Genomic DNA, 22,217 nt, shown 5'->3' with positions numbered 1-22,217 from the left:
GGCTACTCGGGAGGGGTGGCCGCGAGGGCGGCGTTGCGCTTGTCGAGCGCGGCTCCCTTGATCGTCGCATACCCGTACATGGCGCCGAAAATGAGGGCGACCAGCGCGAGCGAGGAGACCAGGAACGCACCGAGCGCGACGATCGCCTGCAGCACCCAGCCGAGCGCGATGCCCCAGCGGTACCTCAGGACGCGGGTGGTGGCGACCATGAGCAGAGCCAGGATCACGCCGGCGACGATGCCCCACCAGGGCGCGATCGAGGCCGGAAGCGCCTTCAGCCCGTAGATCGCGAGCCCGGCGAGGACCGCGACAAGCGACTCGAACCCGAGCACGATCGTCGCCAGCGATTCCGCGGCGCCGCGGGAGCGGCGCATGCGCGGCGGCTGCTCGGCCGTCATTCGCTCCACCCCGACTTCCAGTCCTCGGCGGCAGCCAGGTTGAGCGCCTCGCCCGCGAGCACGACCGAACCCGCGATGACGACGGCGCGTCGATCGGATGCCGCGGCCCACGCGCGCGCCGCCTCCGCGGCGTCGGCCAGATCGCGGTGCACCGAGACGCGCAGCCCGTGGGCCTCGGCGAGGTCGGCGATGGCGTCGGCCTCCTCCGCGCGCTCGGAATCCGGCGCGGTCGCGAACACCTGCGCCGCGACGGGTGCGATCTCCGCGACGATTCCCGCGGCGTCCTTGTCGGCGAGGACCCCCAGAACCACGCCCCACTCGTCGAAGTCGAACGCCTCCCGGAGGGCGGTGACGAGCGCCCGCGCGCCATGCGGGTTGTGGGCGGCGTCGACGAGCACCGTCGGGCCCGCACCGATCAGCTGCAGGCGTCCGGGCGAGGTCGCACCGCCGAGTCCGTCGGCGAGCACGTCGCCGGCGATCGGCTGGGTTCCGCCGCCGACCAGCGACTCGACAGCGGCGACGGCGAGGGCGGCGTTGAAGCCCTGATGCGCGCCGTACAGCGGCAGGTACTCGTCCTCATACGTGCCGGCGAGCCCCCGCACGGTGATCTGCTGCCCGCCGACGGCGAGCCGCTGCTGTGCCAGCGCGAACTCCGCACCCTCGAACGAGATCGAGGCGCCGCGCGCCGCGGCTGCCTGACGCAGCACCGCCTCGGCGGCGGGATCCTGCCGGGCCGACACGACTGCGGCGCCGTCCTTGATGATGCCCGCCTTCACCGTCGCGATCTCGGCGATCGTGTCGCCCAGGCGGTCGGCGTGATCGAGGTCGATCGGCGCGAAGACCGCGACGTCGCCGTCGGCGCTGTTCGTGGAGTCCCACGAGCCGCCCATGCCCACCTCGAGCACGAGCACGTCGATCGGCGCGTCCGCGAAGGCGACGAACGCGAGCACGGTGAGCAGCTCGAAGAACGTGAGCCGGGCGTCGCCGCCCGCGACGAGCTCGGCGTCGACGAGATCCACGAACGGCACGATCTCGTCCCAGGCGTCGGCCACGGCGGCGTCGTCGATCGGCTCCCCGTCGATCATGATGCGCTCGGTGAAGCGCTCCAGGTGCGGGCTCGTGAACAGGCCGGTCCGGAGGCCGTGGGCACGCACCAGACTCTCGATGATGCGGCTCGTCGACGTCTTGCCGTTCGTGCCCGTCACGTGCACGACACGGTACGTCTTCTGCGGGTCGTCGAGCAGCTCGAGCACACGGCGCGTGCGCTCGACGCGCGGCTGCACCCACTGCTCGCCCTGCCGCTGCAGCAGCGCCTCGTAGACGGCGTCGGCCCTCCGGCGCTCGCGATCGCTCATGACGAGACCCCCGCCCGGCTCACCGAGACGGTGAACGCACCGCGGTTCGCGTACGTCCCGGCGTCGATGACCGCCTCGTACTCGACGGTCCCGTCGCTGTCGCCGGCCGTGATGAGCGGAGCGACACGGGAGCGCACGGCATGTGCGACGGCGAGCGTCTCACCGGCCACATTGGCGGCACCGAACGCCGCGGCGACCGCCTCGGCGTCGGCCGCGTCGTCGAAGAGGAGATCGAGCCGGATGCGGTCGCTGACGTCGAAGCCGGCCGCCTTGCGGGTGTCCTGCACGGCGCGGACGACATCGCGAGCCAGCCCTTCGGCCTCGAGCTCGGGTGTCGTCGTGGTGTCCAGCAGGACGAAGCCCTCACCCGAGAGCAGTGCGATCGCCGTGCCGTCGGCGACCCCGCCCGCCTCCAGGCTGAGGTCGTACTCCCCCGGCTGCAGCGCGATGCCGTCGACGACGACCCCGCCGTCCCGCTCCTCCCACAGGCCCGCCTTGGCGCCCGCGATGACGTGCTGCACCTGCTTGCCGAGGCGCGGACCCACGGCGCGCGCGTTGACGGTCAGGCGCCTGCTGATGCCGTACCGCGCCGACACGTCCTCGCCGAGCTCGATGAGCTCGACCGATTTCACGTTGAGCTCGTCGCGGAGGATGCCTTCGAACTGCGCGAGGGACGCGGCATCCGCCACCGCCACCGTCAATGCCGGCAACGGCAGGCGCACGCGGCGACCCTCCTTCTTGCGCAGCGCGTTGGCGACGCTGGAGGCCTCCCGCACGGCGTCCATGGCGGTGCGGATGTCGTCGGCGGCGGGGAAGGCGTCGGCGTCCGGCCAATCCTGCAGATGGACGCTTCGCCCACCGGTGAGGCCCTGCCAGATCTTCTCCGACACCAGCGGGATGAGCGGCGCCGCGACGCGGGTCAGCGTCTCGAGCACCGTGTACAGCGTGTCGAACGCCTCGGTGCTCTTCGGGTCCGACGGGTCCACCCCGACCCAGAAGCGGTCCCGCGACCGGCGGATGTACCAGTTGGTCAGCGCCTCCGTGAAGTCGCGCAGCTTCGCCGCGGCGAGAGTCGAGTCCAGCGCGTCGAGGTCCACGCCGACGTCGCGGACGAGATCGCCGGTCAGCGCGAGGATGTACCGGTCGAGCACATCGGTCGAATCGGTGCGCCACGACGCCTGGTAGCCCTCGCCCGCCGCGCCCGACCCCGTCGAGGGACCGCCGGAGGCGTTGGCATAGGTGGCGAAGAAGTACCACGCGTTCCACAGCGGCAGCAGGAACTCGCGGACGCCCGCGCGGATGCCCTCCTCCGTGACGATGAGGTTGCCACCACGCAGCACCGAGCTCGACATGAGGAACCAGCGCATCGCGTCGGAGCCGTCGCGGTCGAAGACCTCGCTGACATCCGGGTAGTTCTGCAGAGACTTCGACATCTTCAGCCCGTCGCTGCCGAGCACGATGCCGTGGCACGACACCCCCGTGAACGCGGGCCGGTCGAACAGCGCGGTCGACAGCACGTGCATCACGTAGAACCAGCCGCGGGTCTGCCCGATGTACTCCACGATGAAGTCGGCGGGCGAGTGCTCGTCGAACCACTGCTGGTTCTCGAACGGGTAGTGCACCTGCGCGTACGGCATCGAGCCCGAGTCGAACCAGACATCGAAGACGTCCTCGATGCGGCGCATCGTGCTCTTGCCGGTGGGGTCGTCGGGATTGGGGCGCGTCAGGTCGTCGATGTACGGCCGGTGCAGGTCGACCTCGCCCTCCGCGTTGCGCGGGAGGCGGCCGAAGTCGCGCTCGAGGTCCTCGAGGGAGCCGTAGACGTCGACCCGAGGGTGCTCGGGGTCGTCGCTCTTCCACACCGGGATGGGCGATCCCCAGTAGCGGTTGCGGCTGATCGACCAGTCGCGTGCGCCCTCGAGCCACTTGCCGAACTGGCCGTGCTTGACGTTCTCGGGCACCCAGGTGATCTGCTCGTTGTTGGCGAGCAGTCGGTCCTTGACGTCGGTGACCCGCACGAACCAGCTGGAGACGGCACGGTAGATGAGCGGGTTGCGGCAGCGCCAGCAGTGCGGGTACGAGTGCTCGTAGCTCGCCTCGCGCAGCAGGCGGCCTGCCTGGCGGAGCAGGCGGATGAGCGGACGGTTCGCGTCCATCCACAGCTGGCCCGCGACATCCGTCACCTGCGGCAGGAACCGTCCGCCGTCGTCGAGGCTCATGATGAGCGGGATGCCGGCGGCCTCGGTCACCCGCTGGTCGTCCTCACCGTAAGCCGGGGCCTGGTGGACGATGCCGGTGCCATCGCCGGTCGTCACGTAGTCGTCGACGAGGATCCGCCAGGCGCGCTCGGTGCCCCAGGTCGCGGCATCCGCGTAGTAGTCGAAGAGACTGTCGTAGGTGACGTCTTCGAGGTCGGCGCCGAGGATCGTCTGCTGGACCGCCGCGCGCGCGTCGTCCGCCGACTCGTAGCCGAGGTCCTTCGCGTACCCGGCGAGCAGCTCCTCGGCGAGAAGGTAGCGGTGCGACTCGGCTTCGGCGGGCTCGTCGTCGCGGTGGACGTCCGCGGCGCCGTTGGGCCCGCCGGGCACGACGACGTAGCGGATGCCCGGGCCGACGGCGAGGGCGAAGTTGGTGGGGAGCGTCCACGGCGTCGTCGTCCAGGCCAGCGCGCGGACCGCGGTGAGCCCCAGTGCTTCCGCCTTGAGCCCCGTCAGGGGGAACGTGATCGTCACCGACGGATCCTGGCGCATCTTGTAGACGTCGTCGTCCATGCGCAGCTCGTGCGCCGAGAGCGGCGTCTCGTCCCGCCAGCAGTACGGAAGGACGCGGTGACCCTCGTAGGCCAGTCCCTTGTCGTAGATCGTCTTGAACGCCCACAGCACGGACTCCATGTAGGTGAGGTCCAGCGTCTTGTAGCCGCGTCCGAAGTCCACCCAGCGCGCCTGCCGGGTGACGTAGTCCTCCCACTCGCGGGTGTACGCGAGCACAGATTCGCGGGATTTGGCGTTGAACGCGGCGATGCCCATCGCCTCGATCTCGCTCTTCTCGGTGATACCGAGCTGCTTCATCGCCTCGAGTTCGGCGGGAAGGCCATGCGTGTCCCAGCCGAACACACGGTCGACCTTCTTGCCGCGCATGGTCTGGAAGCGCGGGAAGAGGTCCTTGGCGTAGCCGGTGAGGAGGTGTCCGTAGTGCGGCAGGCCGTTGGCGAACGGCGGGCCGTCGTAGAAGACCCACTCATCGGCGCCCTCGCGCTGATCGATCGACGCGCGGAAGGTCTGGTCGGCCTCCCAGAACGCGAGCGTCTCCCGCTCGATCTCGGGGAAGCGCGGGCTCGGGACGACTGCTGCAGGCGCCGCGTCGGCGGCGGGGCCGAAGGCGGAGGGGCGGGGGTAGGTCATCATCTCTCGCAGGTGCTCGCTCGTGTGCTTCCTGCCGGGACGATCCGCCTGAACGTGGATCCAGGTCGACCGCGGTACCACCCTGCGTTGACGGATGCCGGTGGCCCGGGCATCCATCCCCTCTCACTGCGGCTGTGACGGGCCTGACCCGCTCGGTTCTAATGGGGATCCCGCTCGCGCGGGCTCCTGTTCTTCCGAGTGCTCCCCGGTGATGGCCGGATCGACGCTGTGCAACGAGTCTACCGTGGCTGCGCAAGGGGGAATGCGGAGCAGGGGGACGGAGTTTCTGGACTCGTGCCAAGATTGACATCCGTGACCGCAGCCGCACCCGAATCCGCTCTGGTTCCCGAATCCGCCCCCACGCGCCGCGTCGCCTGGGCATCGATGGTGGGGACCTCGCTGGAATCCTTCGATTTCTACCTGTTCGCCTACTTCTCGGCGTTCTTCGTCGGACCGCTCTTCTTCGATCCGCTCGGGGAGTTCGGCGCCACCAGCGCAGCGTTCCTGACGATCGCACTGGCCTTCGTCGTGCGCCCCATCGGCGCCGTCATCTTCGGCTACATGGGCGACCGCGTCGGGCGCAGGGCGACCCTGCTGTGGACCGTCGGCATCATGGGCGTCGCGACCGGCCTCATCGGCCTGCTGCCGACCTACGCGCAGGCGGGCTGGCTCGGCGCCGTTCTCCTGATCCTGCTGCGCATCGTGCAGGGGCTGTCGCTGGGCGGCGAGTGGGGCGGCTCGATCCTCATCGCCACCGAGAACTCGGGCCCGGTCAAGCGCGCGTTCTATGCCGCGATCCCCCAGCTCGGCTCGCCCGTCGGCTCCATCCTGTCGGCCGCGGTCTTCATCGTCCTCACGGCGGTGCTCCCCGCCGAGCAGATCGCGGAGTGGGGATGGCGCATCCCGTTCCTGCTCGCCGTTCCGCTGCTGCTGGTCTCGCTCTACCTGCGGTGGTCGATCTCCGAGACGCCGGTGTTCGAGGGCGTCGTCGCCGAGGGCCGCCGCGACCGCATCCCGTTCGTCACGATGTTCGCGAAGCGCCCCGGTGCGATGGCGATCGCCATCGGCGCCGCGCTGCTGGGCATCGGGTCGTACTCGCTGATGAACACCTACACCGTCAACTACGGGGTCGAGCAGCTCGGCTTCAGCTTCCAGGATCTCCTCGTCGCCACCACCATCGGCGGCCTGCTGCAGCTGGTGACGATCCCGCTGTTCGGACGGTGGGCGGCGCGGATCGGCTCCGCGCGCGTCGTGCTGTGGGGTGCGCTGGGCACGCTGCTCATCGCGTTCCCGATGTACTTCCTCCTCCAGTTCGCCACGTTCCCGATCCTCGTCGCGACGATGATCGTCGGCGGCATCCTGCCGACGATGGCCTGGGCGGCCCTGGGCGGCTTGATGAACGATCTCTTCCCCGACCGCTTCCGGTACTCGGCGCTGTCGTTCGCGTACGCCCTCGCGGCGACGATCAGCGGCTTCGTGCCCTTCCTCACGCTCGCGCTCGGCGAGGCCACGGACTACGCGTGGTGGCATCCCGGCGTGATCCTGGCGATCATGTCGGCGGTCACCCTGGTGTCAGCGTGGGCCGCCGCGCGGCGCCCGGTCGAGCCGGAACTGGCGACCGACCCCGCCAGCGCGACGGCGACCGCGACCGTCACGGCCTGAGTCGACACGCGCCCGGAACAGGGGGATGCCGCAGGCCGCGGCATCCCCCCGCTTCTCGAGGTGCGAACGGCCCGGGCTAGAATCGAGCGACATCCCACACTCAGGCACGCTCACACAGTGCCGCACATATCGCTCGAGGAGTCCTGCCATGACCGACGCCCGCCCCGCACAGGGATCGATCCCCGACAAGCCCGCGCTGGAAGGCCTCGAGGCCAAGTGGGATGCCGCATGGTCGGCGCAGGGAACGTATCTGTTCGACCGCGTGCGTGCCGCCGAGGTGGGCCGTGAGGGCGTCTATTCGGTCGACACTCCCCCGCCGACCGCGTCGGGCAGCCTGCACATCGGTCACGTCTTCTCCTTCACGCACACCGACCTCAAGGTGCGGTACGAGCGGATGCGCGGCAAGACGGTGTTCTACCCGATGGGCTGGGACGACAACGGCCTGCCCACCGAGCGTCGCGTGCAGAACTACTACGGCGTTCGCTGCGACCCGTCCCTCGCGTACCAGCCCGATTTCACGCCGCCGTTCGAGGGCGGCGACAACAAGTCCAGTCGCGCCGCCGACCAGATCCCGATCAGCCGCCGCAACTTCATCGAGCTCTGCGAGAGGCTGACGGTCGAGGACGAGAAGCACTTCGAGGCGCTGTTCCGACAGCTCGGACTCAGCGTCGACTGGACCCAGACCTACCGCACCATCTCGGACGACACGATCCGCACCAGCCAGCGTGCGTTCCTGCGCAACCTCGAGCGAGGCGAGGCGTACCAGGACCTGGCACCCACCATGTGGGACATCGACTTCCGCACGGCGATCGCCCAGGCCGAGCTGGAGGAGCGCGAGCAGCCCGCCGCGTTCCATCGGGTCGCGTTCCACAAGACGGACGGCTCGGGCGATGTGCACATCGAGACGACGCGGCCGGAGCTGCTCGCGGCGTGCGTGGCCCTGGTCGCGCACCCCGACGACGAGCGCTACCAGCCGCTTTTCGGCACCACCGTGCGCACCCCGCTCTTCGAGGTCGAGGTGCCCGTGCTCGCGCATCCCCTCGCTCAGCCCGACAAGGGCTCGGGCATCGCGATGATCTGCACCTTCGGCGACGTGACCGACATCATCTGGTGGCGTGAGCTGAATCTCCCGAACCGCACTATTCTCGGCCTCGACGGTCGCATCGTCACCGACGCGCCGGATGCGATCGCCACGGATGCGGGCAAGGCGGCCTATGCCGAGCTGGCGGGCAAGACGGTGTTCAGCGCCAAGAAGCGCGTGGTGGAGCTGCTGCAGGAGTCGGGCGAGCTCGTCGGCGACCCGAAGCCGTTCACGCACGTCGTGAAGTTCTACGAGAAGGGCGATCGCCCGATGGAGATCGTCTCGACCCGCCAGTGGTACATCCGCAACGGCGCGCGCGACGAGGCCCTCCGCGAGAAGCTCATCACGCTCGGGAAGCAGATGTCGTGGCACCCGGACTTCATGCGGGTGCGGTTCGAGAACTGGACCAACGGCCTCACCGGCGACTGGCTCGTATCGCGTCAGCGCTTCTTCGGCGTGCCGATCCCGGTCTGGTACGGGCTGGACGCGAACGGCGAGCGCGACTACGACCGCATCATCACGCCCGACCACGCGTCACTGCCCGTCGACCCCTCGACCGACGTTCCGGCCGGATACTCCGCCGACCAGCGCGGAGTGCCGGGCGGCTTCGAGGGTGAGAACGACATCTTCGACACCTGGGCGACCTCGTCGCTGACCCCGCAGCTCGCCGGCGGCTGGGAGCGCGATCCGGAGCTCTGGAACCTCGTCGCCCCGTTCGACATGCGCCCGCAGGGTCAGGACATCATCCGCACGTGGCTGTTCTCCACCCTGCTCCGCAGCGCCCTCGAGGACGACCGCGCGCCGTGGAGGGATGCCGCGATCTCGGGGTTCATCGTGGACCCCGATCGCAAGAAGATGTCGAAGTCCAAGGGCAACGTCGTCACCCCGGCCGACATCCTCTCGCAGCACGGCTCGGACGCGGTGCGCTACTGGGCGGCGTCGAGCCGTCTCGGCACCGACGCGGCGTTCGATCCGCAGAACCCGACGCAGGTGAAGATCGGCCGGCGTCTGGCGATCAAGGTGCTCAACGCGGCCAAGTTCGTGCTGTCGTTCCCCGCTGCCGCCGGTGCGGAGGTCACGCACGCCCTGGACGCGTCGATGCTGACCGCGCTCGACGCCGTCGTACGCGACGCGACCAAGGCCCTCGATGCGTACGACCACGCGCGCGCCCTCGAGCTCACGGAATCGTTCTTCTGGACGTTCTGCGACGACTACCTCGAACTCGTCAAGGAGCGTGCCTACAACCAGGCCGACGTGGCTCAGGCATCCGCGGCCCTCGCGCTGCGCATCGCGCTGTCGACGCTGCTGCGCCTGTTCGCGCCCGTGCTGTCGTTCGCGACGGAGGAGTCGTGGTCGTGGTTCAACGAGGGGTCGGTCCACAACGCGCAGTGGCCCGAGCCGCTCGGCATCGACGGCGACCCGGCCGTGCTCAAGATCGTCGGCGAGGCGCTGATCGGCGTCCGCCGTGCGAAGACCGAGGCCAAGGTGTCGCAGAAGGCCGAGGTGTCGCACGCCACGATCGCGGCCCCCGCCGACGCGATCGCCGCCCTCCGGCTGGCGGAGGGCGATCTGAAGGCCGTGGGGCGGATCGCCGAGATCCGCTACGAGGAGGCCGATGCCCTGTCGGTCACCGAGATCGAGCTCGCCCCGCAGGAGGACTGACATGCAGCTGGGAACCCGCTGGACCTCGGGCGACGAACCGCCTCAGGCCGTACCCGAGGCGCTGCGGGACGGCGTCCGCGCTGTCGACGCGACGATCCCGCTCGACCAGCTCGGTCAGCCGCGCCCGCGCTGGACGCTGACGTGGCTGGAGGGCAAGCCGATCGCGGAGCTCGACACCGGCGTCATCGTGACGCTCGACGCGGATGGCCACGCCGTCGCGCGGAACGACCCGGAGGACGGCTTCGGCTAGAAGCCGAGCTCACTCCTCCGGCGCGTTGTGCGTCGAGGCCGAGAGCAGCAGGCGTACGGCGACCGCCGTCGCGACCAGCGTGACGCCCGCGGCCAGCAGGAAGGGCAGTCGCAGATCGATGCGAGCCACCCAGCCGCCCAGCAGCGTCGCGAACGGGAAGATGCCCCAGGTGAGGGTGCGGCTGATGCCGAGCACGCGACCGAACAGGTGCCCCGGCACGATCCGCTGGCGCAGAGCGCCCCACGGCACGTTCCAGATCGACACCGCGGCTGCCATGGTGGCGTACGCGATGGTCGCCGAGATCGCCTCCGGGGCGGCCCACACGCCGGCGAGGCCGATCGCAGCGACGATGTTGGCACCGAGCATGACCTTGCCGCGTCCGAACTTGGCGACGAGCGAAGCCGCGACGAGTGAGCCGCCGAGGCCGCCCAGTCCGATCCCCGCCGTCACGAGTCCGATGGCCGCCGGCGCGACGCCGTGCACATCGAGGAAGTAGAGGAACACCGGCGCCTGGGCGAACGCGAACGCGCAGCCGACGATCGAGGTGAAGACGACCATCGACCGCAGGAAGCGGTGCCGCCAGAGATAGACGAGGGCTTCGCGCGCCGACACGTTCGACGATGCGGATGCCTCGACCTCGGCGGTCATGTCGACCTCATGGTCCATGTCGGCCGCCGCGAGCGGCTCGCCCGCGGCGACGCCGGCCTCTGCTCTCGCAGCTGCACCGGCGCTCGGCGTGCGATCGGTCCGGAGCGGGCGCGCGGCCGACAGCGGCAGCATCACAGCGAGGACGATGGGGATGAGATAGCCCGCGGCTCCCACCCACAGAGGCAGCGCCAGCGCGACGGCGAACAGGACGCCGCCGATCGGCGAGGCGATGAAGCTGTCGATCGTGATCTGCGCGGCCTGCAGCCACCCGTTGGCGCGATCCAACGCCGGACGCTGTACGACGCTGGGCACGATGGAGTTCGTCGCGTTGTCGAAGAGCGTCTCTCCGAGGCCGAACACGAGCACACCGGCGAACAGCCACCAGATGTCGATGGCGCCCGCGACGGTGAGCGCTGCGAGCCCGACGGCCGCGAGCCCGCGAAGCCCGTTCGCGATCGCCATGATCCAGCGGCGGTCGAAGCGGTCGACGATCATGCCGGCGGGCAGCCCGAAGACCAGCCAGGGCAGGAACGCCAGGGCACCGAGTGCGGAGATGGCGAGGGGGTCGCGGGTGAGCGTCGTCGCGATGAGCGGCACGGCGACGCGCCCCACCCCGTCGGCCAGGTTGCTGAATGCCGCCGCCGTCCACAGCTTGCCGAAATCGCGGCCGAGCGGGACCCTGCCTGGCCGCCCGGCCGACGATCCGGCCTCCGCCACGGTGTCGGTGCTCTCGCTCATCGCGGGAGGATCCCGATGGCTGCGAGTGCCTGTGCCTCGCGCCGTGCGCCGCTCGCAGTGGCCTGCGCGGTCAGCGCGCGGCGGCGTTCGGCGCCGACCCGACGCTCCACCCGCGCCAGGACGAAGGCGTCGATGGCGGCTGCCGCGCGCAGCAGGGTGCGGTCGAAGCGGGTGGCGGGTGTCACGAAGCCGTGCCGTGCCGCTTCGCCTGCGGTGATGGTGGTCATGACTGTCCTCCTAGTTCTGGGAGCGGGAACAGATCTGCCCGGATGGTGACGGGGCGGACGCTCTCGCCGGTCTGGTTGCGGTTGTTCTCCACGGCCTCGTCGATCAGGGCCATGATCTTGAGCGCGAGCTCTTTGCTCTGCTCCGGCGTGAGCCGGGCGGTCGCCGTGGAGATGAGGGTGCCGTCCTGCCAGCTCTCGTCTTCGCCGGCGATGCCGCGGTTGATGAAGTCCAGCAGCTGATCGTTGCGGTTGCGCAGGAACTCGGTCATCACGACCTGCGTCGCAGCGCGGCCGGCAGGGGTCGCCATCGCGGAGGGGTTCGCGAACGAGACACCGCCGACCGGACGCTCCCACCACCGCTCCCGGCCGGTGCCGCGATCGGCGGCCTCGCGAATCAGATCCTGCTTGGCGAGGGCCCGCAGGTGATAGCTGGTGGAGCCGCTGGACTCCCCCAGCCGCTCGGCCAGGGAACTGGCCGTCTGCGGGCCGTACTGGCTGAGGATGTCGTAGATCCTCACCCGGAGAGGATGTGCCAGCGCGCGGAGCGCACCGGAGTCGAGGACCCGATCCTCGTTGTGGTGCCGCTCACTGCGGGTGGCGGCATCCGGTTCGTGCGCCTCGTTCTGTGCCATGGCACCAGAGTAGCCATGCAAAGAATTCTTTGCAAGCGTTTCTTTGCAAGCGATGGTTTGCAAAGGCTTTTCGGCACCAGCGTCGCTCCTGACTAGGCTGGACGCCATGCCGAACGACAACCCGCTCCTCGCGCCCAGCGCTCTCCCCTACGGGCTTCCGGACTACGCCGAGATCCTTCCCGAGCACTACCTCCCCGCGTTCGAGCAGGCGTTCGCCGCGCACACCGCGGAGGTGTCGGCGATCACACGGGTTCGGTCGATGCCGACGTTCGAGAACACCCTGGTCCCGCTCGAGGAGAGCGGCCGCCTCCTGGGCGACGTCGCGCGGACGTTCTACACCGTGTCCTCGGCAGATGCGACGGACGAGATCCAGGAGATCGAGGAGCAGCTCGCGCCGCTCATGTCGGCGCACCAGGACTCGATCCAGCTCGACTCGGCGCTGTACTGGCGCATCAAGACGATCCATGATCAGCTCGATCAGCTCGACCTCACGCCGGAACAGCGGTACCTCGTCGAACGCCACTACACGGAGATGTCGCACGCCGGCGCCGGCCTCGACGACGAGGCCAAGAAGCGCCTCACCGAGCTGAACCAGCGCCTGTCGACCCTCACCACGCAGTTCGAGAAGAACCTGCTCGCAGACACGAACGACCTGGCGGTCGTGTTCGATGACGCCGCCCAGCTGAACGGGCTCTCGGAGGGCGAGCTCTCGGCCGCGGCACAGGCGGCCGCCGAGCGCGAGCTGGACGGCAAGTGGGTGGTGACGCTCACCCTCTTCACCGGCCACCCCTATCTCTCGAGTCTCACCGACAGGGAGTCTCGCGCACGCCTGCTGTCGGCGTCCCGCTCGCGCGGTTCGCGCGGCAACGAGAACGACAACCGTGCCACGCTGCTCGAGATCGTGCGCCTGCGCGCCGAGCGTGCGGCGATGCTCGGGTACGACTCCCACGCGGCGTACATCACGTCGGACGAGACGGCGGGCTCGCCGGAGGCGGTTCACGACCTGCTGCGTCGTCTGGCGGTCCCGGCGGCCCGCAACGCGCGCCGCGAACAGGAGAAGCTGCAGGCGATCATCGACGCCGGTGCCGAGCCCTTCCCGCTCGAGGCGCACGATTGGGCGTTCTACACCGAGAAGGTGCGGGCCGCCGAGTACGACCTGGATCGGTCGGCGCTGCGTCCCTGGTTCGAGGCGGAGCGCGTGCTGCAGGACGGCGTGTTCCGTGCCGCGACCGATCTCTACGGCATCACGTTCAGCGAGCGCGGCGATCTCGGCGGATACCACGCCGACACCCGCGTGTTCGAGGTGCACAACGCCGACGGATCGGCGCTGGGGCTCTACATCCTCGACCTGTACACGCGCGACACCAAGCGCGGCGGGGCATGGATGAACTCGATCGTCCTGCAGTCGCGCCTGCGCGGGACGCAGCCGATCGTCGTCAACAACCTGAACGTCCCGAAGCCCGCCGAGGGTCGTCCGACGCTGCTCAGCCTCGACGAGGTGACCACGCTGTTCCACGAGTTCGGACACGCACTGCACGGCCTGTTCGCGACGGTCACCTACCCGCATTTCGCCGGCACGAACGTGTACCGCGACTTCGTCGAGTTCCCGAGCCAGGTGAACGAGATGTGGATCTACTGGCCCGAGATCCTCGGGTCGTACGCCCGCCACATCGACACCGACGAACCGCTCCCCGCCGAGGTCGTGGAGAAGCTGCACGCGTCGGAGGCGTTCAACCAGGGCTTCGCGACCAGCGAGTATCTGGCCGCCGCGTGGCTCGACCAGGCGTGGCACTCGCTCTCGGTCGATGAGGCGTCGGCCGACCTCGATGTGGCCGCGTTCGAGGCATCCGCTCTGGCCGACATCGGTCTGGACAACCCGGTCGTGCCGACGCGCTACTCATCGACGTACTTCGCGCACGTCTTCTCCGGCGGCTACAGCGCGGGCTACTACTCCTACATCTGGAGCGAGGTGCTCGATGCCGACACCGTGGAATGGTTTCGCGAGAACGGCGGTCTCCGCCGTGAGAACGGCGACCGCTTCCGCGGGCGGCTGCTGGGCGTCGGCGGATCGAAGGACCCGCTCGAGGCTTACCGCGACTTCCGTGGGCGGGATGCAGAGATCCAGCCGCTGCTGGAGCGCCGCGGCCTCGCCGACTGACGTCCCGTCAGAGGAGATCGAGCTCGCGCGCGAACGCCCGGACTCGATCGGCCATCGCCTCCGGCACCTCGGCGACCGCGAAATGTCCGCCTTCGTCGAGGCGCTCGAAGGTGCGGAGGTCGCGATAGAAGCGCCGCGCGAGTGATTCTGGATAGTCGCCCTCGTGACGCTGGATGTGCACGGATGCCGGAATCACCACCGCGGGCATCTCATCGGGCTGGTCGGCCCCTTCGTAGTACGGCCGGAACGAGGAGCCGATGCTCTGCGTCGTCCAGTAGATCATCGCCTCGGTGAGGATGCGCTCGCGTGAGATCCGGCGTTCGATCGCCCGAGGATCTCCCGCGGGTGTGTCGCTCCACTCGACGAGCTTCTCCGCCAGCCAGGCGACGAGGCCCGCCGGGGAGTCGTTCAGCGCCGCAGCCAGGGTGTCCGGCCGAGTGGCCTGCACGTGACCGTAGGCGCCGTTCGCGCCGCCCCACTGCTCGAGGCGCGCGAAGAACGCCACCTCGTCGGGCGCCGTGAGTTCCGGTCGCTCTGCCATCGAGGGAAAGTGCGAATGCGTCACCATGACGCCGCTCACCGCGTCGGGATATGAGCCGGCGATGAGATCGTTCACGTTGGCCGACACGTCCTCGCCGTAGGTGAGGTACTTCTCGTACCCCAGCACATCGGTCATCAGTGCGTGCATCGTGGTGGCGAGGCGCACCTCGGTGATCGGCCCGTCGGTGTAGGCCGACGAGTAGGCGAAACCCGGGAAGCTCGGTACGACCACGTGGAAGTCGGGCAGCAGATCGGCGAATTCCAGCTGCAGGGCGAAGGTGTGCGGCCAGCCGTGCATGACCAGCAGCGCCGGGGCATCAGCACGTTCGGAACGCAGGTGGGCGAAGTGGACGGTGGTGTCGCCGATCTCGGCGAGGAACTGCGGATGCCGGTTCAGCCACCGTTCGCGACCGCGCCAGTCCCACGTGCGCCACGTCGCGACGAGCTCGGCGAGGTAGTCGGCGCTCATGCCGGACGCGGGTCGGCGCGGCGAATCGGGCAGCGGCCGGAATCGGGCCAGGCGCTCGCGCAGGTCGGTGAGCTCGGAGTCGGGTACCTGGATCGAGAATGGACGCGGACTGTTCACACGCCGAAGCTACTCGGCACCGCCGACACGCTCTCGGATCCGCTGCATGGCCTCGCGCGTGCGCGCGAACGTCGCGACCTCGATGTTGGCGAGGGCCGACACGGTGATCCCGGTCGAGCGGTCGTGCCGGCTGACCGCGGTCACGCCGTGGTCGCCTCCTGCAATGACCAGATCGCCTTCCTCGAGCCACACACCGCGTCCGTAGCCGCGGCCGTCGCCGGCATCCGCGGTGGTCGTCTCCAGCGCGCTTTCCACGAGTTCACGCGGCAGCAAGCGGCCTGCGCGCAGGGCGACCCAGAACCGGTGCAGATCCGCGACAGTCGAATGCGCCCCGCCGTCGCCGGACCCGACGACGGGCAGCTCGAAGACATTGGTGCGCCCGTCGTCCTTGTAGCCGGTGGCGGTGCCCGGTGGCAGCAGGTCGGAGCGCGGGAAGCCGGAAGCCGTCATGCCCGCGGGTGCGAAGACCCGGTTCGCGACGAGCTCGGTGAAGGGCGCACCCGCAGCGCGCTCCGCGATGACCGCCAGGACCACGTATCCGCCGTTGCAGTATGAGAACCGCTCCCCCGCGCGGAACTTCGTGGGCAAGCCGTCGAGCATCGGAAGGTACGCCGGCGTCGAGTCGAGCTGCTGAACGGGGAGGGTCAGCGGCGCGAGCGCGTCCACCTCCTCATCGAGGTAGTCGCCGATGCCGGAGGTGTGGGTCAGCAGGTGATCGATCGTGACGTCATCGGCGATAAGCGGCAGGTCGGGCCCGAGGAGTTCGCGTGCAGGCGTGTCGAGGGACAGCAACCCGTCGCCGACCACGGACAGCACCGTCATCGCGGTGAACGTCTTCGTGCCGCTCGCCAAGCCGAACCGGGTCTCGGTCGTGTGGGGCACATCGAAGGTGCGGTTCGCCACGCCGACCGCCCATTCGCCGAGGACGTCGTCGCCGCGGCGAATGCTGATGACTCCGGAGAACCCGTCGAGGTCGGGAGTGAACTCGTCCATCCTCGAACTGTATCCGCGCCGCGCCGCCGGCGCTCCGGCAGGTCGCCGCGCCGCCGACGCTCGCGCCGTTCCCGCTGCAGCGCGCGAACCGGAAGGTCAGGCGCTCTTGCGCTTCTCCCTCAGGACCAGCGTGGCCGCCGCGCCCTCTTCGACGGCTGCACGGGTCACGACGACCTTGTCGACGTCGTCGGTCGACGGGATCTCGAACATGATCGGACCGAGGACGTCTTCGAGGATCGCACGCAGACCGCGCGCACCGGTCTTGCGGGCCACGGCGAGATCGGCGATGGCCTCGAGCGCCTCGCGATCGAACTCCAGGGCCACGCCGTCGAGCTCGAACATGCGCTGGTACTGCTTCACCAGCGCGTTCTTCGGCTCGGTGAGGATCTCCATCAGAGCTTCACGGTCCAGCGGCGACACCGAGGCGACGACCGGTAGGCGGCCGATGAATTCGGGGATCAGGCCGAACTTGTGGAGGTCTTCGGGCTGCACGTCGCCGAAAAGGTTCAGATCCTCGTCCTTGCGGTGCAGCGAGGCGCCGAAGCCGACGCCGTGCTTGCCGACGCGCGACGAGATGATGTCTTCCAGCCCGGCGAAGGCGCCCGCGACGATGAACAGCACGTTCGTGGTGTCGATCTGGATGAACTCCTGGTGCGGGTGCTTGCGGCCGCCCTGCGGCGGCACCGATGCGACGGTGCCTTCCAGGATCTTCAGGAGCGCCTGCTGGACCCCCTCTCCCGACACGTCGCGGGTGATCGACGGGTTCTCGGCCTTGCGGGCGATCTTGTCGACCTCGTCGATGTAGATGATGCCGGTCTCGGCACGCTTGGTGTCGAAATCGGCCGCCTGCAGGAGCTTCAGCAGGATGTTCTCGACGTCTTCGCCGACGTAGCCCGCCTCCGTCAGCGCGGTGGCATCGGCGACGGCGAACGGCACATTGAGCCGCTTGGCCAGCGTCTGCGCGAGATAGGTCTTGCCGCAGCCGGTGGGGCCGAGAAGGAGGATGTTGCTCTTCGCGAGTTCGATCTCGTCGGCGCGCTGCTCGGCGGACTGGATGGTGCCGTGGGCGCGCACGCGCTTGTAGTGGTTGTACACCGCGACCGAGAGTGCCCGCTTGGCGTCGGTCTGCCCGACCACGTACTCCTCGAGGAACGCGAAGATCTCGCGCGGCTTCGGCAGATCGAAATCGGCGACGACGCCCGAGGAGGACTCGGCCATGCGCTCTTCGATGATCTCGTTGCAGAGCTCGACGCATTCGTCGCAGATATAGACGCCCGGTCCTGCGATCAGCTGCTGGACCTGCTTCTGGCTCTTGCCGCAGAAGGAGCACTTGAACAGGTCGGCGCTCTCACCGATGCGTGCCATGCCGCTCCTCCTTGGTGACCTCTGGGGGACGAGCCCCCCAGCTGTTCTCCGAGCCTAATAGCTGACGCCGACATGCGGCGGCATTGCGACACGCGTTGTGGAATCGCCGGTTTCGCGCTGAGCGGACGCCGCCGCGGGGCGGCACGACGACGCCCCGCCGCCCGGGGAATCCGGACGACGGGGCGTCGATGAACCGCTGGTGCCTGTCGGAAGCGACTACTTGGTCAGCGCCGCCTGCTGGCCGCGCTTGCGCGTCGTCAGCACCTGGTCGACGAGACCGTACGTGACGCTCTCCTCGGCGGACAGGATCTTGTCGCGGTCGATGTCCTTGTTCACCTCTGCCTGCGTCTTGTTCGAGTGCTTGGCAAGGGTCTCTTCGAGCCACGTGCGCATGCGGAGGATCTCCGCGGCCTGGATCTCGATGTCGGACGCCTGTCCGTGCCCCGCCTCGCCCACGGCGGGCTGGTGGATCAGGATTCGGGCGTTCGGCAGCGCGAGGCGCTTGCCGGGTGCGCCTGCGGCCAGCAGCACGGCTGCCGCCGAAGCCGCCTGACCCAGCACGACGGTCTGGATCTGCGGCGACACGTACTGCATGGTGTCGTAGATCGCCGTCATCGCCGTGAACGAGCCGCCGGGCGAGTTGATGTACATGATGATGTCGCGGTCGGGATCCTGGCTCTCGAGCACGAGGAGCTGCGCCATGACGTCATCCGCGGACGCGTCGTCGACCTGGACGCCCAGGAAGATCACGCGATCCTCGAACAGCTTGTTGTAGGGGTCCTGGCGCTTGTAGCCGTAGGCCGTGCGCTCCTCGAACTGCGGCAGGATGTAGCGGCTGCCGGGCATCTGGAGGCCTTGCGGGGCCTGGGGCGCTCCGCCGAAGGTGGGGGTCTGCATTCCGGGTTCTCTCTCTTTCGCCTTCGGGTGCCGTCAGCTCGCGGATACGGCGGTGCCGCCGCCGCCGATGACGTCGAGCGCCGAGTCGCGGATGTGGTCGACGAAGCCGTACTCGAGGGCCTCGGGCGCCGTGAACCAGCGGTCGCGGTCACCATCGGCGTTGATCTGCTCGACGGTCTTGCCGGTCTGCGACGCCGTGATCTCGGCGAGGCGCTTCTTCATGTCGAGGATCAGCTGCGCCTGGGTCTGGATGTCGCTCGCGGTGCCGCCGAAGCCGCCGTGCGGCTGGTGCAGCAGCACCCGGGCGTTCGGCGTGATGTAGCGCTTGCCCTTGGTGCCGGCGGTGAGCAGCAGCTGCCCCATCGAGGCGGCCATGCCGATGCCGACCGTCACGATGTCGTTGGGCACGAACTGCATGGTGTCGTAGATCGCCATGCCGGCCGTGATCGACCCGCCCGGCGAGTTGATGTACAGGTAGATGTCCTTCTCGGAATCCTCGGCGGCGAGAAGCAGGATCTTCGCGCAGATCTCGTTGGCGTTGTCGTCACGCACCTCCGACCCCAGCCAGATGATGCGGTCCTTCAGCAGCCTGTCGAAGACGCTGGTCGCGACAAGTGGTTCGGCCATGTGTACTCCTGTTTCCTTGGGTCGCCATCGAATCTACCGGCGCGCCACGAGCGACCCGCCCGTGTTCGCCCTGGGCAGATCAGGGCGTGCGTCCGGCGAGCTCGTCGGCATACGACGCCACCGAACGCGTGTATCGGCTGAGGTGAGGGGCCAGGGTTCGCAGCGCGAGGGATGCGGCCTCCCGCTCGCGTCCGAGCGACACCAGCGCGAGGGCCAGGAAGGCCGAGGCCTCATCCTGGAGCGGAGAGGCCGGCCGCCGCGCGACCTCGGCTCGCAGCATCGACACAGCCTCCTCCGCCCGCCCGAGATTGCGCAGCGTGCTGGCGAGCTGGATCACGGCCTGCGGCCGGTGCACGGCGTCGAGGCCCGCGTCGAGTGCGGCGCGATACAGCGGGGCCGCGTCCGCCTCGAGCCCCGCGGCGTCGCGCGCGCCGGCACGCTCGAACAGCGCGACCGCGTCACCGGCGGGTCGCTCGGCAGCGAGGGCGTCGATCCGCTCCAGCCGGTCGTCGTCGCTCAGCGCGTCGTCGTTCCAGACGGCCTCGACGCGTGACGTCCAGTCGTCGTGCACGGTTCCTCCTCCATGAAGAAGGGGACGGATGCCGCGGCATCCGTCCCCTGATCACCGCAGTCGCGGCTATTACTCCTTGTCGGCAGCGGCCTTCTTGGCCGGAGCCTTCTTGGCCGGGGCCTTCTTCGCGGCGGGCTTCTCTGCTGCCTCGGCGTCCGCAGCCTCGGCGTCGGCCTTCTTGACGGCCGGCTTGCGCGCAGGCGCCTTCTTGGCCGGCTTGGCCGGCGCTTCGGTCTCTTCGGCCTCGATCACCGCGTCGGCGTCGGCCGCGGCATCCGCGATCTCCTCCGCCTCTTCGACGACCTCCGCCTCGTCGGCGGCCTCGTCCTCAGTGGCGACGAAGCCGCTCAGGTCGACGGGGTTGCCGTTCGTGTCGACGACGGTGACCTTGCCCAGGGCGACCGCGAGGGCCTTGTTGCGCGAGACCTCGCCGATCATGGCGGGCAGCTGGTTGCCCTCCTGCAGCGCGTTGACGAACTCCTGCGGAGCCATGCCGTACTGGGCAGCGGACTGCACCAGATACTGCGTGAGCTCGTCCTGCGACACCTGGACGTTGACCGTCTCGGCGATCTTGTCGAGCAGCATCTGCGTCTTGAACTGCTTCTCGCTGGCCTCGGCGACCTCCGCGCGGTGCACGTCGTCCTCGAGGCGGCCTTCGCCCTCGAGGTGGTTGTGCACCTCGTCCTCGATCAGCTGCGGGGGCACCGGGATCTCGACCTGCTCGAGCAGGGTCTCGATGAGCTTGTCGCGCGCGGCGGACCCCTGCGTGAAGGCACCCTGCTGGGCGACGCGCTCCTTGAGGCTGTCGCGCAGCTCGCCGATGGTGTCGAACTCGCTGGCGATCTGGGCGAAGTCGTCGTCGGCCTCGGGAAGCTCGCGCTCCTTGACGGCCTTGACGTTCACAGAGACCTCCGCCTCCTCGCCGGCGTGGTCGCCACCGACGAGCTTCGAGCGGAAGGTGGTCTCCTCGCCGGCCGTGAGCGACTCGATGGCCTCGTCGATGCCCTCGAGCAGTTCGCCCGAACCGAGCTCGTACGACACGCCCTCGGCGCGATCGATCTCGGCGTCGTCGATGGTCGCCACGAGGTCCAGCTCGACGAAGTCGCCGGTGGCCGCGGGGCGGTCGACGGTGACGAGGGTGCCGAAGCGCGAGCGCAGACGGTCGAGCTCTTCATCGATCGCGGCCTCGTCGACCTCGATGGCGTCGACCTCGACGGTGGTGCCCTCGAACGAGGGAAGGTCGAACTCCGGCCGGACGTCGACCTCGACGGTGACCTCGAGGTCGCCCGAGAAGTCCTTCTCGTTCGGCCACTCGGTGACCTCGGCCGACGGGCGGCCGAGCACGCGCAGCTCGTGCGCTGCGGCGGCCTCGCGGTAGAACGTGTCGAGCCCTTCGCTGACGGCGTGCTCGAGCACTGCGACGCGACCGATGCGCTGGTCGATGATCGGCGCGGGCACCTTGCCCTTGCGGAAGCCGGGGATCTGCACGTCCTGCGCGATGTGCTCGTACGCGTGCTTGATCGACGGCTTGAGCTCGTCGGGGCTGACCGTGATGTGCAGCTTCACCCGGGTCGGGCTGAGCTTCTCGACGGTGCTGTTCACCATGCCTGTACTTCTCCTCTATCGGACCGCGCGAGGACGCGGCTGTTGAAGGTCTGGGTTCGGAATTCTGCGGGCCGTGATGTCGGGGCGACAGGATTTGAACCTGCGGCCTCCCGCTCCCAAAGCGGGCGCTCTACCAAGCTGAGCTACGCCCCGGGCGGGTTCGCACGCGTACGTGCGCCCTTCCTGCACTCCGAGAAGCACAGTGGCCCCGAGAAGTCTAGCCGACCCGCCCGCGCCCTACCTGCGCAGGCCTCAGATCGACTCCACCCAGGCGGCTCGCCAGGCAGGAGCGGGAAACGGCTTGGTCCAGTACGCGGTCTCCTTCGCGATGCGACCGTCGCGCAGCTCGAAGAGGAAGACCGTCTGATAAGGATCGCCGTCGCCGTAATCGAGATCCGCCTGCAGCACCCACAAGTCGCCTTCGCCGTTGAGGCGCCGCGGCGAGATGCTCGGCAGCTGCGGGAACGCGCCATAGACCGCGCGGCGGTTGGCGGCGCCGACGATGCGCTCTCCGGACTGCGGCCACTCCATGACGGCGTCATCGTGGAACAGATCGTCCATTCCGCCGACCTCGCCGGCGTTGAGCGTCGCGACCAGCGCTTCGACCACCTGCCTGCCCGTGCGTTCCATCGCAACGGTCCTTCCCTCGGCCGCGCGTCGGGAGGCGGGTCGGAAAAGGATCACCGCCTTGATGTACTACGATTGGGCGGTGCCCGTTCGCGGGCGCACGGGGATGTAGCTCAATGGTAGAGCCTCAGTCTTCCAAACTGATGGTGCGGGTTCGATTCCCGTCATCCCCTCCACTGCCCCTCGAGACCGGC

The 22,217-nt window shown here is 69.1% G+C and carries 18 protein-coding genes and 2 tRNA genes; 5 read left to right on the top strand and 15 right to left on the bottom strand.

Annotated elements, in window-relative coordinates; genetic code table 11:
- Positions 1 to 2: 2 nt before the first annotated feature.
- Genes ACI3KY_RS13140 through ileS form a run of 3 tightly spaced genes read right to left on the bottom strand, consistent with a single transcriptional unit; the run spans position 3 to position 5,154 of the window.
- The gene (locus ACI3KY_RS13140) at positions 3 to 398 is read right to left on the bottom strand and encodes a DUF4233 domain-containing protein (RefSeq protein WP_404930611.1); all 396 of its coding nucleotides are present in this window, start codon (positions 396 to 398) and stop codon (positions 3 to 5) included.
- Entirely contained in the window at positions 395 to 1,753 is a 1,359-nt protein-coding gene (locus tag ACI3KY_RS13135) for a bifunctional folylpolyglutamate synthase/dihydrofolate synthase (RefSeq protein ID WP_404930610.1), read from the bottom strand. The genes ACI3KY_RS13140 and ACI3KY_RS13135 overlap by 4 nt, the downstream gene beginning before the upstream one ends.
- Positions 1,750 to 5,154 (bottom strand): isoleucine--tRNA ligase, encoded by a 3,405-nt coding sequence (gene ileS / locus ACI3KY_RS13130; RefSeq protein ID WP_404930614.1) that lies wholly within the window; start codon positions 5,152 to 5,154, stop codon positions 1,750 to 1,752. The genes ACI3KY_RS13135 and ileS overlap by 4 nt, the downstream gene beginning before the upstream one ends.
- A 312-nt stretch (positions 5,155 to 5,466) precedes the next feature.
- Here ileS and ACI3KY_RS13125 point away from each other — a divergent pair, with 312 nt between their 5' ends.
- The 3 genes from ACI3KY_RS13125 (at position 5,467) to ACI3KY_RS13115 (ending at position 9,809) form a co-directional block, all read left to right on the top strand.
- Positions 5,467 to 6,816, top strand: coding sequence for an MFS transporter (locus ACI3KY_RS13125; protein ID WP_404930609.1), 1,350 nt, complete (start codon positions 5,467 to 5,469; stop codon positions 6,814 to 6,816).
- A gap of 148 nt (positions 6,817 to 6,964) precedes the next feature.
- Positions 6,965 to 9,559, top strand: coding sequence for a valine--tRNA ligase (gene valS / locus ACI3KY_RS13120; protein ID WP_404930608.1), 2,595 nt, complete (start codon positions 6,965 to 6,967; stop codon positions 9,557 to 9,559).
- A gap of 1 nt (position 9,560) precedes the next feature.
- Positions 9,561 to 9,809 (top strand): hypothetical protein, encoded by a 249-nt coding sequence (locus ACI3KY_RS13115; RefSeq protein WP_404930607.1) that lies wholly within the window; start codon positions 9,561 to 9,563, stop codon positions 9,807 to 9,809.
- A 9-nt stretch (positions 9,810 to 9,818) separates the two neighbouring features.
- On the opposite strand, the gene ACI3KY_RS13110 is transcribed toward ACI3KY_RS13115, so the two are convergent.
- The 3 genes from ACI3KY_RS13110 to ACI3KY_RS13100 are packed head-to-tail and all read right to left on the bottom strand — an operon-like array spanning position 9,819 to position 12,054.
- Complete coding sequence (locus tag ACI3KY_RS13110) at positions 9,819 to 11,195, bottom strand: MFS transporter (protein WP_404930606.1); 1,377 nt, start codon at positions 11,193 to 11,195, stop codon at positions 9,819 to 9,821.
- Entirely contained in the window at positions 11,192 to 11,422 is a 231-nt protein-coding gene (locus ACI3KY_RS13105; RefSeq protein WP_404930605.1) for a hypothetical protein, read from the bottom strand. Before ACI3KY_RS13105 ends, ACI3KY_RS13110 begins: the two co-directional genes overlap by 4 nt.
- Positions 11,419 to 12,054 (bottom strand): ArsR/SmtB family transcription factor, encoded by a 636-nt coding sequence (locus ACI3KY_RS13100; RefSeq protein WP_404930604.1) that lies wholly within the window; start codon positions 12,052 to 12,054, stop codon positions 11,419 to 11,421. The genes ACI3KY_RS13105 and ACI3KY_RS13100 overlap by 4 nt, the downstream gene beginning before the upstream one ends.
- 106 nt (positions 12,055 to 12,160) lie before the next feature.
- Here ACI3KY_RS13100 and ACI3KY_RS13095 point away from each other — a divergent pair, with 106 nt between their 5' ends.
- Positions 12,161 to 14,212, top strand: a complete 2,052-nt coding sequence (locus ACI3KY_RS13095; RefSeq protein WP_404930603.1) for a M3 family metallopeptidase — start codon at positions 12,161 to 12,163, stop codon at positions 14,210 to 14,212.
- A 7-nt stretch (positions 14,213 to 14,219) separates the two neighbouring features.
- Here the strand turns inward: ACI3KY_RS13095 and ACI3KY_RS13090 are convergent, their stop codons facing one another.
- The 9 genes from ACI3KY_RS13090 to ACI3KY_RS13050 all read right to left on the bottom strand — a co-directional run bounded on the left by ACI3KY_RS13090 (position 14,220) and on the right by ACI3KY_RS13050 (position 22,026).
- On the bottom strand, positions 14,220 to 15,338 hold the full coding sequence (locus ACI3KY_RS13090) for an epoxide hydrolase family protein (protein WP_404930602.1): 1,119 nt from the start codon (positions 15,336 to 15,338) through the stop codon (positions 14,220 to 14,222).
- A 9-nt stretch (positions 15,339 to 15,347) separates the two neighbouring features.
- Complete coding sequence (locus tag ACI3KY_RS13085) at positions 15,348 to 16,331, bottom strand: serine hydrolase domain-containing protein (RefSeq protein WP_404930601.1); 984 nt, start codon at positions 16,329 to 16,331, stop codon at positions 15,348 to 15,350.
- A gap of 96 nt (positions 16,332 to 16,427) precedes the next feature.
- Positions 16,428 to 17,696, bottom strand: coding sequence for an ATP-dependent Clp protease ATP-binding subunit ClpX (gene clpX, locus ACI3KY_RS13080; protein ID WP_194415274.1), 1,269 nt, complete (start codon positions 17,694 to 17,696; stop codon positions 16,428 to 16,430).
- A gap of 216 nt (positions 17,697 to 17,912) precedes the next feature.
- Positions 17,913 to 18,593, bottom strand: a complete 681-nt coding sequence (locus tag ACI3KY_RS13075; protein ID WP_194415273.1) for an ATP-dependent Clp protease proteolytic subunit — start codon at positions 18,591 to 18,593, stop codon at positions 17,913 to 17,915.
- A 33-nt stretch (positions 18,594 to 18,626) separates the two neighbouring features.
- The gene (locus tag ACI3KY_RS13070; protein ID WP_194415272.1) at positions 18,627 to 19,220 is read right to left on the bottom strand and encodes an ATP-dependent Clp protease proteolytic subunit; all 594 of its coding nucleotides are present in this window, start codon (positions 19,218 to 19,220) and stop codon (positions 18,627 to 18,629) included.
- Positions 19,221 to 19,299: 79 nt separating this feature from the next.
- Positions 19,300 to 19,791 carry a tetratricopeptide repeat protein gene (locus ACI3KY_RS13065; RefSeq protein ID WP_404930600.1) on the bottom strand — a complete coding sequence of 164 codons (492 nt, stop codon included), beginning with the start codon at positions 19,789 to 19,791 and terminating at the stop codon, positions 19,300 to 19,302.
- A gap of 69 nt (positions 19,792 to 19,860) precedes the next feature.
- Positions 19,861 to 21,396, bottom strand: a complete 1,536-nt coding sequence (tig, locus tag ACI3KY_RS13060; protein ID WP_404930599.1) for a trigger factor — start codon at positions 21,394 to 21,396, stop codon at positions 19,861 to 19,863.
- Positions 21,397 to 21,475: 79 nt separating this feature from the next.
- Positions 21,476 to 21,549: transfer RNA gene (locus tag ACI3KY_RS13055), tRNA-Pro, on the bottom strand.
- Between the two features lie 99 nt (positions 21,550 to 21,648).
- Positions 21,649 to 22,026 carry a nuclear transport factor 2 family protein gene (locus tag ACI3KY_RS13050; protein WP_404930598.1) on the bottom strand — a complete coding sequence of 126 codons (378 nt, stop codon included), beginning with the start codon at positions 22,024 to 22,026 and terminating at the stop codon, positions 21,649 to 21,651.
- 99 nt (positions 22,027 to 22,125) lie between these two features.
- On the opposite strand from ACI3KY_RS13050, the gene ACI3KY_RS13045 reads away from it, so the two are divergent.
- Positions 22,126 to 22,199, top strand: a tRNA-Gly gene (locus tag ACI3KY_RS13045).
- The last annotated feature ends 18 nt before the right edge of the window (positions 22,200 to 22,217 follow it).

Source organism: Microbacterium sp. ZW T2_14 (genome assembly GCF_044987405.1).
Lineage (GTDB): Bacteria > Actinomycetota > Actinomycetes > Actinomycetales > Microbacteriaceae > Microbacterium.
Note: the sequence above shows the minus strand (reverse complement) of the source record. Positions and strands in the feature narration are given on the sequence as shown.

Bases quoted from the DNA above. Each gene is read 5' to 3' on its own strand.
- ACI3KY_RS13140 (WP_404930611.1), bottom strand. From the start codon at position 398: ATGACGGCCGAGCAGCCGCCGCGCATGCGCCGCTCCCGCGGCGCCGCG.
- ACI3KY_RS13085 (WP_404930601.1), bottom strand. From the start codon at position 16,331: ATGGACGAGTTCACTCCCGACCTCGACGGGTTCTCCGGAGTCATCAGC.
- ileS (WP_404930614.1), bottom strand. From the start codon at position 5,154: ATGACCTACCCCCGCCCCTCCGCCTTCGGCCCCGCCGCCGACGCGGCG.
- ACI3KY_RS13070 (WP_194415272.1), bottom strand. From the start codon at position 19,220: ATGGCCGAACCACTTGTCGCGACCAGCGTCTTCGACAGGCTGCTGAAG.
- ACI3KY_RS13115 (WP_404930607.1), top strand. From the start codon at position 9,561: ATGCAGCTGGGAACCCGCTGGACCTCGGGCGACGAACCGCCTCAGGCC.
- ACI3KY_RS13110 (WP_404930606.1), bottom strand. From the start codon at position 11,195: ATGAGCGAGAGCACCGACACCGTGGCGGAGGCCGGATCGTCGGCCGGG.
- ACI3KY_RS13075 (WP_194415273.1), bottom strand. From the start codon at position 18,593: ATGCAGACCCCCACCTTCGGCGGAGCGCCCCAGGCCCCGCAAGGCCTC.
- ACI3KY_RS13095 (WP_404930603.1), top strand. From the start codon at position 12,161: ATGCCGAACGACAACCCGCTCCTCGCGCCCAGCGCTCTCCCCTACGGG.
- ACI3KY_RS13105 (WP_404930605.1), bottom strand. From the start codon at position 11,422: ATGACCACCATCACCGCAGGCGAAGCGGCACGGCACGGCTTCGTGACA.
- clpX (WP_194415274.1), bottom strand. From the start codon at position 17,696: ATGGCACGCATCGGTGAGAGCGCCGACCTGTTCAAGTGCTCCTTCTGC.
- tig (WP_404930599.1), bottom strand. From the start codon at position 21,396: ATGGTGAACAGCACCGTCGAGAAGCTCAGCCCGACCCGGGTGAAGCTG.
- ACI3KY_RS13100 (WP_404930604.1), bottom strand. From the start codon at position 12,054: ATGGCACAGAACGAGGCGCACGAACCGGATGCCGCCACCCGCAGTGAG.
- ACI3KY_RS13135 (WP_404930610.1), bottom strand. From the start codon at position 1,753: ATGAGCGATCGCGAGCGCCGGAGGGCCGACGCCGTCTACGAGGCGCTG.
- ACI3KY_RS13050 (WP_404930598.1), bottom strand. From the start codon at position 22,026: ATGGAACGCACGGGCAGGCAGGTGGTCGAAGCGCTGGTCGCGACGCTC.
- valS (WP_404930608.1), top strand. From the start codon at position 6,965: ATGACCGACGCCCGCCCCGCACAGGGATCGATCCCCGACAAGCCCGCG.